Genomic DNA, 11,930 nt, shown 5'->3' with positions numbered 1-11,930 from the left:
TCAGGCGGTCTTGCCGTACAGCTTGCGGTAGCCGTGCAGCGTCGTGAAGAACGGGGAAGGCTCCAGCGTCGGATCGCCGGTGTAGCCGAGTTCCTCGGCCACCGAGGCGAACGGCGAATAGGGCGAGCCGGTCTCCCGCAGGCCGCCCTCCACGGAGCGGCGGGCGGCGGCGCGGACCCGGGCCTCGATGTCCAGGCTCTCCTGCAGGGCCTGCCGGGCCGTGCTGCCGTCCATCCCGATGTCGAAGGGGACGCCCTCGGTGTTGCGGTAGGGGTGGCCAAGGTACAGGCGCTGGGGACGGATCTCGTCGCGCAAGTAGAGGAGGCTGGTCCGGTAGGCATCCGGGTCCTCGTAGCCCGGGAAGTGGTTGGCGGCACCGTGGACCTGGACGGAGTCGCCGACAAACACCGCGTCCTGCCCGTCCACCACGTAGGCCACGGAGCCGGCGGTGTGGCCGGGGATGTGGTGCACGGAGACCGTGACGTCCCCGCCAAGGCTGAGGGTTTCGCCGCCCTCCAGGAGCATGTCCGGTTCCATCTCGCCCGAGATGGCATGCCCGGCTGCCTTCGTCTGCTCCTCGACGGCGTTCGGGTTGTCCAGGTACTGCCGGCGGACGTCGAGGTAGTTCTGCACGTGCGCCTGCCGGGAGCGCAGCAACGGGGCGTCCGCCCGGTGGATGACGACCTTTGCCTTCCGGCCGGTGAGCTCCCAGAGGGCGTGGGCGCCGCCGAGGTGGTCGATGTGGCCGTGCGTCAGCAGGATCCACCTGACGTCCTCGATGCGCCGGCCCAGCTTCTCCAGCTGCGGCACCATGCCCTCGGCCGGTGACGTGGTGATGCCCGTGTCGACGATGGCCGGCTCGGGCGCGTCGATGAAGAAGCTGTAGAGACCGAAGCGGCCCCAGGGCGAGACCAGCGGATGGATGGTCACTTCTTGCGTCATTGTTCTCTCCTCAGCTCCGGGACCCGTTCACGGTCCTGATGGTACGGGTCCCGCGGACCCCTGCCCTCGCGCGGCCTTTCGGCGTCGCGGCCCGGACCTGGGGTCGCCATCGTTTGCACGTACTTTATTATAATAATATAATGGAGCCACGCTCTGGAGAGCACGCCTGCCAGCGGGACACCTGGCACTCGAACGTCAACAAGGAAGTGCACACTCATGACTGATTTCACGACGTGGAATGCCGGTGGGGAGACGATCAAGATCCGCAAGGATCTGCGGATCCCGATGCGCGACGGCGTCGAGCTCGCCGCGGACACCTACCAGGGCCTTGAGGACAAGCCCCGGCCGGCACTGGTGGCCCTGAGCCCGTACGGCAAGGAGCTGCAGGCGCTGGCGCTGACCACTCCCCCGCAGCGGCGTCCCAGCCCGATGTGGGACGGGTGCATCGAGGCCGGCGACATCGCCCGCATCGTCAAGGAGGACTACGTCCACGTCATCGGCGACCTGCGGGGGTCCGGCGACTCCGGCGGCGAGCACATCGGCAACTACAACGCCGGCGGCGTATCGCTGGGCCAGGATGCGTACGACTTCATCGAATGGGTTGCCGAACAGCCGTGGTGCGACGGCAACGTCGGCATGGTCGGCATCTCCTACTTCGGCTCCATGCAGGTGCTGGCCGCGGCCGAACGCCCGCCCCACCTGAAGGCGATTTTCGTCAGCGGCGGCCACTACGACTTTTACGAAACCACCTACCACGGCGGCATCATGTGGTTCATGCCCCGCGCCGCCCGCGAAGGCCGCGGCGGAGACTCCGGCTGGGCCTTCACCGACGGCGTCAAGTCCCGCATGATCGAAAAGTACCCGCCCGAGGAGCTCAAGAAGCTGGTCGCCAAGCGCCTCGAGGACCCGGACGTCGCCGCGTGGCCAAACCTGGTCCACGTGCTGCATTACCCCAAGAACCACGAAGCCTGGTTCGACATTGTCATGAACGAGCTGGACGGCGAGTGGTACGAGGAGCGCAACCCGATCACGCTCGCCCCGAACATCGACATCCCGGTCTGGCTCCAGATCGACCAGGGCCGCGGCTGGACCATGGACGGCACCATCGAGCTGTACAACTCGCTCAAGGGACCCAAGAAGCTGACCATCGGCCCCTACCCGCCCATGCAGTCGCGCCCCTTCATCGAGGAGCACGACAAGATGTTCCGCTGGTACGACTACTGGATCAAGGGCATCGACAACGGCGTGATGGACGAGCCGGCCGTGAGCGTTTTCGTGGAAGGTTCCCGCGAGACCGTCGAGGCGGACCAGTGGCCGCCGAAGGAGATCGAGTACAAATCCCTCTACCTGCGTCCGCGCCACAAGCTGTCGGCCGAGCCGGAGCTGATGGGCGTCGAGTACGCGGCCCCGGACGGCTTCTACCAGGCGCCGCTGACGGTGACCGACAAGGTGGAAATCATCAGCTGGAGCACCGGGCCGTTCGAAGAGGACACGGAGATGATCGGCACCGGCGCAGCGCACATTTTCGCCGAGATTGACCAGCCGGACTCGAACTTCATCCTGCGCCTGTGGGACTACGCCCCGAACGGCAAGCGACAGCTGATCACCACCGGGTACCTCAAGGCCTCGCACCGCGAGCTCGACGAGGAGCGCACCAGCGAGGGCAACCCGATCCACCCGCACACCCGTGCCGTGCCGGTGGAGCCGGGGAAGATCGAGGAGTACGTCCTGCGCCTCTATCCGTTCGCGAACACCTTCAAGCCGGGACACCGGCTGGTGGCCGAACTTTCCAACGGCGAGCCGCTGGCCGACGAGCACAACGCACTGCTGCCGCCGGACGCCTTCCACCTCCCGGTGGGACGCCCCGTCACGCACAAGATCTACCGCGACGCCGCGCACCGGTCCCGACTGGTCCTGCCCTTCACCGCCCGCACGGCGGAGGATGAGGCGAACTGACGCGACGGCAGCCCCGGCTGCCGGCCGGCCGCCCTCGAGGTGCACCTAGGACCTCACCCCGGCCGTGGTGATCAGCGATCCTGAACGTCACTGCCGGAGGTGCCCGGCGCACCTCTTATCCTTGGGTAATGGAAACAACCGAGCGCGGCAAGGCGCGGAAAGCCGTCGAGGACAACCGCGATCTGGCGGTGGCCTTGATCGACATCTCCTCCGATGTCCGCCGAAAATCCCACGAGAATTCCGGCGTCCCCTTGCTGCCCAACGGCATGGTGGACATCATGCGGGTCATCGAAGCGCACCCGGGCATAACCGTGGCCGAGGTCGCCTCCAGGCTCGACCGCCAGTTCAGCAACGTGAGCACCCAGCTGCGCGAACTGGTGGCCCGCGGGCTCGTGACGCGGATACGCGACGAGGCGGACAAGCGCTACGTGACGCTGCACCCCACCGACGAGTCCCAGCGGATCAGGATCATGCTGGAAACCGCGTGGGCGGAAACCCTCGGGACGGCGGCAGCCAGGCTGCACCCCGGGGAACGGGAGCAGATCGCCGCGAGCCTGCCCGCCCTCCAGCGCCTGGCGGCACTGATCAACGAGCCGGACCAGCGCTGAACCGTCGGGCCGGCTTTAGTTTTTCGTTATACTTATACTTTTGTAAGTATTAGCGGAGCCGTGTCTGCCCGCACCCCACAACCAGAAAAGGTGTCCATGAAAGACGTCCTAGAGGAGAAAATTCCGCCCGGAGAGGTGGAGGCGGCGGAGGCCGTGGAGCCCGAGAGGATCTCGCCCAAGCGCATCGCCGCCGTGATCACCGCCTTGGTGCTGTCAGCGCTGATCATGATCCTCAACGAGACCGTGCTGACCGTCGCCCTGCCCGACCTGATGGCGGACCTGGGCGTCCAGGCCACAACGGCGCAGTGGCTGACCACGGGCTTCATGCTCACGATGGCCGTTGTCATTCCGACCACCGGCTTCATGCTTCAGCGGTTTACCACGAAGAGCCTCTTCGTCAGTGCCATGCTGCTCTTCATCGTCGGCACGGCGCTGGCGACCATCGCCCCGACGTTCGCGGTGCTGCTCATCGCGCGCATCGTCCAAGCGTCCGGCACGGCCATCATTCTGCCGCTGCTGATGACCACCACGCTCACCTCCGTGCCGGTCCGGCACCGCGGCACCGTCATGGGCCTTAACTCCGTGGTCATCTCCGTGGCTCCGGCCATCGGCCCCACCCTCTCCGGCGCCGTCATCAACTCCTTGACGTGGCGCTGGGTCTTCGGCCTGATGGTCCCGGTGGCCATCGTCGTCTTCCTCTTCGGCGTCATTGCCATCAAGACCGGCAAGGAGACGCGCAAGGCTCCGCTGGATGTCCTCTCGGTCATCCTCTCCGCCTTCGCCTTCGGCGGCATCGTCTATGCGCTGTCCTCGATCGCCGACCTGATGGAAGGCTCCTGGGCCCCGGTCGTGGCACTGGTTGTCGGCGCCGTCGCGCTGGTCCTTTTCATTCAGCGCCAGCGTGCCCTGCGCAAGACCGAGTCCGACCTGCTGGACCTCCGTCCGTTCAAGGTGCACAACTTCCGCATCTCGGTCATCATCGTGATGATCGCCATGGCCACCATGCTGGGCACGGTCATGGTGATGCCGATCTTCATGCAGAACGGCATGGGACTGAGCACGTTGACCATCGGCCTGGCCCTCCTGCCCGGCGGCCTGATCCAAGGCATCGTGTCCCCGATCGTGGGCCGCATCTACGACAAGGTGGGCCCCCGGCCCATCGTCATTCCCGGCGCCTTCCTGCTGGCCGGCGGGCAGTGGCTGCTGTGCAGCGTCCATATTGATACCCCGGTGACGACGATCGTCATCTTCCATACTGTGTTCTGCGTCGGCATGGCCATGCTGATGACGCCGCTGATGACCGTGGCCCTGGGCGCCCTGCCGCGTGCGCAGTACGGCCACGGCAGCGCGATCATGAATACCCTGCAGCAGTTGGCCGGCGCCGCGGGTACTGCGGTTCTCATTGCCGCCATGACCATCGGTACGGCGGCGGCAGCCGCCAGCGGCATCGCGGCGAACGTCGCCCTGGTCGACGGCGTCCGGGTCGCCTTCACGGTCGGCGGCATCCTCGGCCTCGCGGCCGTCGTGTGCGCACCGTTCGTTCGGCGCCTGCAGGAGAACGCCGACCACTAGGGCCCGGTTGCCCCGCCCGCATGCTTAAAGGAAGCCGGCCACCCCCACGGGATGGCCGGCTTCCTGTGTCTCGGTCGCGCGCCGCGGGATGCTACGCGGCCGTATGCGGTGCCACTGCCGCGGGATGCTACGCGGCCGTATGCGGTGCCGCTGCTTCCGGTTCGGTTTCCTTGACCCGTGCAACCCAAAGAAGCTGAGCAATGCCGCGGCCAGGGCCGCGATGGCAACCACCAGGAAGGCCTGCGTGAATCCGCTGCCCAGGGCCTCGAGCGCGAACTGGCTGCCGCCCGATCCGGGAACGCCCTCGGGGATGCTGTTGAGCGCGATCGGACCGCCCGCTTCCGCAATGCCCATCGCCGGACCCAGCTGGTCCGGAGCCAAACCGGAGGTCTGCAGGGAGGTCATGAGCTTTCCGCCGGCGGTGGAGAGGGCAATGGCGCCCACCAGCACCGGTCCGAGCGCAAACCCGAGGTCGCGGAGCAGGTTGGTGGTGGCGCTGGCCATGCCGGTCATCTCACGCGGCACCGAGTTCACGGCAATAGCGGTCATCGGGCTCAGCGTGAAGGCGAAACCAAGTCCGACCAGCAGGGACGGCAGGATGAAGGCGGTCACGTCGCGGCTGGTGACATCGGCAGTGGAGTTGATCAGTGCGCCGGCCGCCATGGCCAGAAATCCGAACGTCATCAGCCAGCGGGACGAGACGCGGGCCTGCAGCCGGGACAGCACGGGGATCAACACGAAGGCCGGCCCCTGCAGCAGCAGGAACAGCAGGCCGAGGTACAGCGGGTTCTGGTGCTGGACCGGCCCCAGCCACATGCTCGTGGAGAAGCAGGCGCCCAGGAAAGCGAACATGCCGACCACGGCCACGATCGACGCGATGGCGAACTGGCGGTTTAAAAACAGCCTCAGCTCCAGCAGCGGAGACTCGACGCGCAGTTCGATGGCCACAAAGATCGCCAACAGCACCACACCGGCGGCGAGGGCGGCTACCACGTGGGTGCTGGTCCAGCCGTCTTCGGGACCCTGTACCAGCCCGAAGAGAACCAGGATCAGGCCCAGCGCGAAGGTGATTTGGCCCCAGATGTCCATCCGGCGCTCCCGGGCCACCTTGGCCTCGGCGGAGCGCAGGGCGGTCAGCAGCAGTGCGGCGAGGGCAGTCAACACCACCACCGCATAGGCCCCGCGCCACCAGCCGAAGCCGGCAAACACGCCGCCGAGCAAGGGCGACAGGGCCGAACCCGCCGAAAGGAAGCCCGCCCAGATGGCGATGCCGCGCACGCGCTCCTGCATGGAGCGCGCCACGGAAGCAACCAAGGCCAACGATGCGGGGAAAATCGCACCCGCACCCAGGCCGTTGATGGCGGAGCCGATCCACATGGCCTGGACCGTCGGGGATATGGCACAGATCAGCGAGCCGATCATGACCAGCACGGCGCCGCCCACGACGAGCTTGCGGTGGCCGTACTTGTCACCGAGCACACCGAAGGTCAGCTCGAAAACCACCACCGGAATCATGAACGCGGCGGTGATCCAGGTCAGCTGGGAACCGAACGTGTTGAAGGTGACCTGGAATTCGCCATTGAGCGCGCCGGGCAGCGCGTTGGCGATCTGCGCCACCATGACCGCCAACGACGCAGCGACCAGTGTGCCCCTGGTGCGCGCGGGCGTGACTTGCACGGGCGGTGCCTGGGGCGGCGGATAGGACTTCGGCGATGACGTGTGGGTCCCCTGGTCCTGGCTCATATGAACTTCCTTGTCATGGTGTGAGCTGCGTGATGAACGGGTGGTGCTCGGCGGAACCGGCCGGGGCATGGCGGCCGCATTCGTCCGCACTCGCTGAAAACCGGTTGGTCGACGAGACCCTGCCGCCCGCCCTGTGCTACGCGCGGCATCGTGTGATGCAGGCGACAGGCTCATCGTGATGGGGCTAACAGTAGTGATTCGAAATACACACTGTCAAGTAAAAATTCAGCATGTTGTTTCAAAGGCCTCTGAGCCAAGAACCGCGGGCGGAAGTGCTGCAGCGGTGCGGGAAATCCGGAGGGAGCCCCGGGTGGTCCGGAGGAGCCGCGGTCACCGGCTATTCTGTGTGGCATGGCAACACTCCGCGAGGCTCAGAAACAGCAGACCAGGCAACTTCTTTTGGACACCGGCCTGGACCTCTTCGAATCCAAGGGCTACGCGGCCACCACGATCGATGACATTGCCGCCCGTGCCGGCACTACGAGGACGACCTTCTACCTACACTTCGCGTCGAAGGCGCAGCTAATGGGCGACGTCGTGAAGACGGTTGACTCCATTCTCACCAGCGTGGACGACCCGGCCCTGGCCACCGTGGTGGAACTGGGCACCCGCGACCTGATCCGCGCCTGGATCAGCCGGAAATTCGACCAATGGGAAGCAACCCGCCCCTATCTGCATGCCGTCTACCAGGCGGCCCCGGTCGAGCCCGAGGTCGCAAAGGTCATGGAGGACTGGTTCCGCGACGTGGCGGCGGACATGACGTCGGGGCTGGATCGTTCGGGGCGGTTCGACCCGGCCAGCCGCCAGGTCCGCTGCGTCCTCGCCTTCGGCCAGCTGGAATACCTCTCGCAGCGGTGGATCCGGACGGGCTGGATTATGGACCGGGAGATGTGCCTGGAAACCTTGACGGATTCCTGGTGCCACCTGCTCTCGGAGGGGTAGGCCTGAGGCAGGATCACCCTTCGCGCGCGCCCGCCAGCAATTCGGCCAGCGCGCCGCGGCCCAGCACGGGCTGGCGGTACTCATCGCTGAGGATCTGCAGCATGGAACCGGCATAGTCCTCATTGGTCGAGGCGATCATGTCCTTGGCGAAGACCACCCGGAAGTTGTGGGCGAACGCATCAGCCGCCGTCTGCGCCACGCAGTTGTGGGTCGCCACGCCTGCCAGGACCAGCCGTTCCACCCCGGCGTCCCGCAGCCGCTCGGCCAGGCCCGTACCGAAAAACGCGCTGTCGCGTGTCTTGACGACGCGCTCGAGGCCCTCTGTTTGCAGCCCGGGCAGGAATTCGGCCTGCTCGGTCCCCTCGAACAGGAATCCCTGGTCATCGTCGAGCATGCTGAGGGTCCAGGTTGAACGGTCCCTGCGGTGTTGCGTGTAGACGAGCAGCACCGGCACCTGCGCCGCCGTCGCGGTCCTGATCAACAGATTGGCTGACTCCACCACGGCTTCCTGCCGCTTGGCCAAGGCAGGGTCCTCGAAGTACGCGTTCTGCAAGTCGATCATCAGCACCGCAGTTTTCATGCCCTCCGCCTTCCGCCGGTCGTCCTCGCTTCCATCCTGTCAGGTGCACCCGCAGTTTGGGTCTTGACGCGCCAGCAGGGACAGGGTGTGGTGTGTACTACCATCCGGCCGAAAGGACAGCGTCATGCATTCACTCTGGCTCGATACCGCCCAAGAGATTCCGGTTGACACGTACTCCGGCCAGACCGGGTTCGACTCCGTCGTCGCCGGAGCCGGGCTGACCGGCCTCACCACTGCTGTCCTGCTCGCGCGGGCCGGGCAGCGGGTTGCCGTGGCGGAGGCCCGGTCGGTCGGGGCCGCCACTACCGGCAACACGACCGCCAAGGTATCCCTGCTGCAGGGCAGCCAGCTTTCGCGCATCGCGAACCATCACGATTCCGGCACCGCCGCAGCCTATGTTGCCGGCCAGCGTGAAGCCCAGGCGTGGATCCTGCGGTACTGCGACGAACACCGGGTGGAATACGACCGGCGCGACGCCTTCACCTACGCCACCACCCCCCAGGGCGCCGAGGATCTGGCGGCGGAGCAGCGCGCCAGCGAATCCGCCGGCCTGCCGGTCGAAAAAGTCTCCGGTGCCGGCGAGCTGCCGTTCGAGGTCACCGGGATGCTGCGGCTGGCCAACCAGGCCCAGGTCCATCCGATGCACCTCCTGGCGGCGCTGGTTGCAGAACTGCGCAGCCGCGGAGGCCTGATCTTCGAGGGCATGCGGGTCACGGGCATCGGCCGCGCGGACGACGGCGGTGCCGGGGCGGGGCCGCGAAACCTCACCGTGCGCACGGGGCTGGGCGACCTTAAGACCGGCATCCTGGTGCTGGCTACCGGGACGCCCATGCTTAACCGCGGCGGACATTTCAGCGTGCTCAAGCCCATGCGTTCCTACGCCGCCGCCCTGACGGTGCCCGGGCGCATCCCGTCCGGGATGTACCTGTCCATCGACGGGCCGACCCGCTCGTTGCGGACCGCGCGCCACGGCGACCGGGAGGTCTTGCTGGCCGGCGGCAACGGCCACGTCGTCGGCCGCCACGGCCATACGCGGGGCCTGGTCGATGACCTGATCCGTTGGACCCAACAGCACTTTCCGGGTGCCCAGCCCACGCATACCTGGTCGGCGCAGGACTATGAACCGGCCGGTGCGGTGCCGTACGTGGGTCCGATCCTGCCCGCAGAAAAGCGGATCATGGTGGCCACCGGATTCAACAAGTGGGGCATGACCAACGGGGTGGCGGCGGCACTGGCGCTGTCGGCCTCGATCCTGGGCGGCGACAATCATTGGGCCAAGGATCTCTATAAGTCACGCATCTCCGGGCGGGACGCCGCCAGCACGGCCGGCACCAATTTGTCCGTCGGGTTGGAATTGCTGTCCGGATGGCTGGGCGGATTGACCCGGACCACGCATGCGGCACCGCAGGAAGGTCAGGGGACTGTGGTGCGGGAAAATTCGCGGCCGGTGGGCATTTGTACCGTGGGCTCCGCCACGCACCGGGTCAGCGCGGTCTGCACGCATCTGGGCGGCGTGCTGTCCTGGAACGACGCGGAGGGCAGCTGGGACTGCCCCCTGCACGGGTCCCGCTTCAGCGCGGACGGCAAGGTGCTGGAAGGCCCCGCCGTCAAGGACCTCGAGGCACGGTAGCCCCCTTGGGACTGACGCCGCCGCACCGGTAGTCTAGTGCGGATGCCTCAGTTGAAACGCCGCGCGGCCGCCCTCGGTACCGCCGCCTTATTGTCCTTCTCCCTGGCCGCCTGCGGCTCCGACTACCCGCTGGGTCCGGCCCAGGAAGCCGCCGCCCGGCAGGGCTCCTCCCTGTCGGGCACGCTGACAGGAGCCGGAGCATCATCCCAGAACGCGGCGATGGACGCATGGGTGGCCGGCTTCGGCCTGCTCCATTCCGACGCGCAGGTCCAGTATTCGCCGGACGGCTCCGGCGCAGGACGCACCGCCTTCCTGGCCGGCGCCGTCGAGTTCGCCGGCTCGGATGCCTACCTGGACGACGAAGAAGTTGACCAGTCGCGCAAGGTCTGCGGCCCCGAGGGCGGCTTCAACGTCCCGTCCTACATCTCCCCCATCACCGTGGCGTTCAACCTTCCGGGCATCACCGAGCTGAACCTGGACGCCGAAACCATCGCCAGGATTTTCCAGGGCGAAATCCGGTCCTGGGACGACCCTGCCATCGCGGAACACAACCCGGGCGTGGAGCTGCCCGATCTTGCGGTCACTCCCGTCAACCGTTCCGAGGACTCCGGCACCACCGAGACCTTCACCGAGTACCTGCACGCCGTGGTTCCCGAGGTCTGGACGCCGGAGCCGAGCGACACCTGGCCCGGAGAATACGCCGGGGAAAACGCGCAGGGTACTACCGGCGTTGTGAGCATGGTCGCTGGCACGGCGGGCGCCGTCACCTATGCGGACGATTCCGCCGTCGGGGATCCCCTGGGCAAGGTCAACCTCAAGGTTGGCCAGGACTATGTCCCGGTGAGCGCGGAAGCGGCAGCGAAGGCGTTGGACGAAGCCAAACCCGTCGAGGGGCGGCCGGAATACGATCTGGCCCTGGAAGTGGACCGGACGACTACGGCCGCCGGCGCCTACCCGCTGATGCTGGTCTCCTACCACATCTACTGCACCACGTACGAGGACCAGGAGAAGGTGGACCTGGTCAAGGCGTTCGCGCAGTATGTCCTGAGCCCCGAGGGCCAAAACGACGCGGCGGACTCGGCCAAGAGCGCGCCGCTGTCCGAGGAGCTGTCGAAGCGTGCCGTGGATTCCGTGGAGCGGATCAGCGCCCGGTCCTGACAGCGGCCGCACGCCTCAGCGGCCGTTGCACGCCCGAGCGGCGGGCTAGCTGCCGGAACCTTGCCTGCGGTTCTCCCGGTCCTCAGGCTCCTGGACGTCCGGCTCCCGGTCGTAGGCGTTGGCGTCCTCGTTTCGGGGAATGTCCGGCTGGGCCGAGGCTGAGGGAGGAAATCCGCCGGCGAAGGTTCCGCCGTAGAACTGCTGGTTGCCCGGCTCGTGCATGTCCGATCCCCCGGACTCGACGAATGTCTTGAAGCGCCACAACTCGTTGCGCACCTCCCGGTGGTCCGATCCCAGTCCGGAACCGGCCTTTTCCAGCAGGGAATGCGGCTCCCAATCGAGGTGGACGTGCATCGACGTTGTGTCGGCGTCGATTCTCCCGAACGTCACGGTTCCGCTGTGCCTGATTCCGCCTTCGCTCCTCCACACGATCCGCTCTCCGGGCTCGTCCTCGGTCACGGCCGTATCGAATTCGCGCTGCACGCCGCCGACTTTCGTGACCCAATGGTGCGTGGTGTCGGACGTCCGGATCACCGATTTCACGCCGTGCATGAAGGAGGGAAAGTACTCGAAGCGCAGCCACTCGTCATAAACCTTTGCGGCGGGCAGCGAGATCTCGACTGTTTCTTCGATGGTTGCCATGATGATCCTCATTCCGCCGAGGGAACGGCGCCGCAGGCACCGCCTCCATGAGTTTGCCACCTGCAGTTAACGCTACAGAACGGCCCGTGGCGCGGCAATGAACGGCCACGCCTCCACACGCGGGAGGGTTGGCTGCAACCGGGCCCCGCGTTCCGGG

The 11,930-nt window shown here is 66.7% G+C and carries 10 protein-coding genes; 6 read left to right on the top strand and 4 right to left on the bottom strand.

The annotated features are described in order from the left end of the window. Positions 1-942 carry an MBL fold metallo-hydrolase gene (locus AC5RUP_RS02795; protein WP_494153549.1) on the bottom strand — a complete coding sequence of 314 codons (942 nt, stop codon included), beginning with the start codon at positions 940-942 and terminating at the stop codon, positions 1-3. Positions 943-1,158: 216 nt separating this feature from the next. On the opposite strand from AC5RUP_RS02795, the gene AC5RUP_RS02790 reads away from it, so the two are divergent. The 3 genes from AC5RUP_RS02790 to AC5RUP_RS02780 all read left to right on the top strand — a co-directional run bounded on the left by AC5RUP_RS02790 (position 1,159) and on the right by AC5RUP_RS02780 (position 5,078). Next, positions 1,159-2,898 carry a CocE/NonD family hydrolase gene (locus tag AC5RUP_RS02790; protein ID WP_494065401.1) on the top strand — a complete coding sequence of 580 codons (1,740 nt, stop codon included), beginning with the start codon at positions 1,159-1,161 and terminating at the stop codon, positions 2,896-2,898. Between the two features lie 128 nt (positions 2,899-3,026). Continuing rightward, positions 3,027-3,506 (top strand): MarR family winged helix-turn-helix transcriptional regulator, encoded by a 480-nt coding sequence (locus AC5RUP_RS02785; protein WP_494153550.1) that lies wholly within the window; start codon positions 3,027-3,029, stop codon positions 3,504-3,506. A gap of 96 nt (positions 3,507-3,602) precedes the next feature. Beyond that, the gene (locus tag AC5RUP_RS02780; protein WP_494153551.1) at positions 3,603-5,078 is read left to right on the top strand and encodes an MDR family MFS transporter; all 1,476 of its coding nucleotides are present in this window, start codon (positions 3,603-3,605) and stop codon (positions 5,076-5,078) included. A 24-nt stretch (positions 5,079-5,102) separates the two neighbouring features. On the opposite strand, the gene AC5RUP_RS02775 is transcribed toward AC5RUP_RS02780, so the two are convergent. Then, positions 5,103-6,821 (bottom strand): MFS transporter, encoded by a 1,719-nt coding sequence (locus AC5RUP_RS02775; protein WP_494153552.1) that lies wholly within the window; start codon positions 6,819-6,821, stop codon positions 5,103-5,105. Positions 6,822-7,172: 351 nt separating this feature from the next. Between AC5RUP_RS02775 and AC5RUP_RS02770 the strand changes: the two genes are divergently transcribed. Further along, positions 7,173-7,763, top strand: coding sequence for a TetR/AcrR family transcriptional regulator (locus AC5RUP_RS02770; protein WP_494065397.1), 591 nt, complete (start codon positions 7,173-7,175; stop codon positions 7,761-7,763). 13 nt (positions 7,764-7,776) lie between these two features. Here the strand turns inward: AC5RUP_RS02770 and AC5RUP_RS02765 are convergent, their stop codons facing one another. After that, positions 7,777-8,343, bottom strand: coding sequence for a cysteine hydrolase family protein (locus tag AC5RUP_RS02765; RefSeq protein ID WP_494065396.1), 567 nt, complete (start codon positions 8,341-8,343; stop codon positions 7,777-7,779). Between the two features lie 124 nt (positions 8,344-8,467). Here AC5RUP_RS02765 and AC5RUP_RS02760 point away from each other — a divergent pair, with 124 nt between their 5' ends. Together AC5RUP_RS02760 and pstS are read left to right on the top strand one after the other, a co-directional pair. Then, a complete protein-coding gene (locus tag AC5RUP_RS02760) occupies positions 8,468-9,973 on the top strand; it encodes an FAD-dependent oxidoreductase (protein WP_494153553.1) in 1,506 nt (501 codons plus the stop codon). A 42-nt stretch (positions 9,974-10,015) separates the two neighbouring features. Further along, positions 10,016-11,131 carry a phosphate ABC transporter substrate-binding protein PstS gene (pstS, locus tag AC5RUP_RS02755; protein ID WP_494153554.1) on the top strand — a complete coding sequence of 372 codons (1,116 nt, stop codon included), beginning with the start codon at positions 10,016-10,018 and terminating at the stop codon, positions 11,129-11,131. Positions 11,132-11,176: 45 nt separating this feature from the next. Here the strand turns inward: pstS and AC5RUP_RS02750 are convergent, their stop codons facing one another. Continuing rightward, on the bottom strand, positions 11,177-11,773 hold the full coding sequence (locus tag AC5RUP_RS02750) for an SRPBCC family protein (RefSeq protein WP_494153555.1): 597 nt from the start codon (positions 11,771-11,773) through the stop codon (positions 11,177-11,179). Positions 11,774-11,930 lie beyond the last annotated feature (157 nt).

Source organism: Arthrobacter sp. Y3223151 (genome assembly GCF_059091125.1).
This window is presented reverse-complemented; position numbering and strand designations above follow the sequence as displayed.